This window comes from Streptomyces sp. SBT349 (genome assembly GCF_001083795.1).
GTDB lineage: Bacteria > Actinomycetota > Actinomycetes > Streptomycetales > Streptomycetaceae > Streptomyces.
On sequence record NZ_LAVK01000690.1, the window covers coordinates 1 to 1,067 of the forward strand.

2 protein-coding genes are annotated in these 1,067 nt (G+C 73.3%); both read right to left on the minus strand.

Annotated elements, in window-relative coordinates; all coding sequences use genetic code 11:
• Positions 1-4: 4 nt before the first annotated feature.
• A complete protein-coding gene (locus ADY01_RS35845; protein WP_049581090.1) occupies positions 5-328 on the minus strand; it encodes a hypothetical protein in 324 nt (107 codons plus the stop codon).
• A 146-nt stretch (positions 329-474) separates the two neighbouring features.
• Positions 475-903 carry a hypothetical protein gene (locus tag ADY01_RS35850; RefSeq protein ID WP_159001662.1) on the minus strand — a complete coding sequence of 143 codons (429 nt, stop codon included), beginning with the start codon at positions 901-903 and terminating at the stop codon, positions 475-477.
• Positions 904-1,067: the final 164 nt, after the last annotated feature.

The window sequence follows — 1,067 nt, forward strand, 5'->3', positions numbered from 1 at the left end:
GGTCTCAGGGGTGGCCGCGGGGTCTCGCGGCGAGGAGGTGGGCGGGGCGGTCACGCTCGATCTGGTCGGCCTGCGCCATCGCGTAGAGGTGGTGGATGCACGCGTCGCAGGCGTATGCCTGGGCGGTCGCGTCACCGGCGGGGCCGCCGATGGAGATCGGCCCGAGCCAGGTGACGGCCTGCATCACCTCCGGGTCGCATGCGATCCAGCAGCGGCCCACGATGCGTTCCTGGATGCGTGATCGCCCGGGGTCGGGCAGCGAGAGGTTGATCCGCTCGTTCACGATGCACCTCCGGGCGAGGTCGAGCAGGGCGGGTCGCAGGCCCACAGCTCTATCGGACGCCCGAGAAAGTCCGGCACCTCGCCCACGCGGCGGGATCCGTGCAGCATCCGGCCGTGACACCAGACGCAGGCGGACCCCTTCAGCTGCGGGATCGTCAGCGTGCGTGTGCTGGGCAGCTCCTCGGCCATGGGTCACCGCCCCGTCTCGACGGCGTGGAGGCTGCCGCGGGTCGCGGCCCGCAGTTCGGCCACCGCGGCGTGGGCCTCGCGCCGCGCCTCCACCAGCTCCGCCGGCGTCAACAGGCCCGTTCCGTCGAGGAGCGTGAGGCTGAAGGTCGTGATCACCTGCTCGATCAGCGGCCGGAGGTCCGGCCGCAGGCCGAGATGCGCGAGCCGCCTGACGAGGCGTTCGGGCATGTACGGCTCGGGCGGGTAGCGCAGCGGTTCGCCGTCGCCCAGGGGCGGGCGTTGCGCGAGGGGAATCCACCGTTCGCGGATCAGGCAGCCGCGGCAGGCAGTGAGGACCCAGCCGTCGGGGTGCTCGGCCACGGGGACCGGGTCGTCCGCGCGCTCGCGGCAGTCGATGCAGATCGGGACCAGGACCGGCCGCGGCAGGATCATGACGAGCACCGGTGCAGGGCGATCGACTCCACCATGTCGTCGCAGCCGGGGCAGCGTTCCGTGGGCCTAGCAGCCGGGCACCGGCGGCCGTCGATCTGGACCGGCGGCGTGTCGTCCAGCGGGCGCGGCGCGGGGGCGGGGTCGGGGCGTAATCCGTGCGTCAT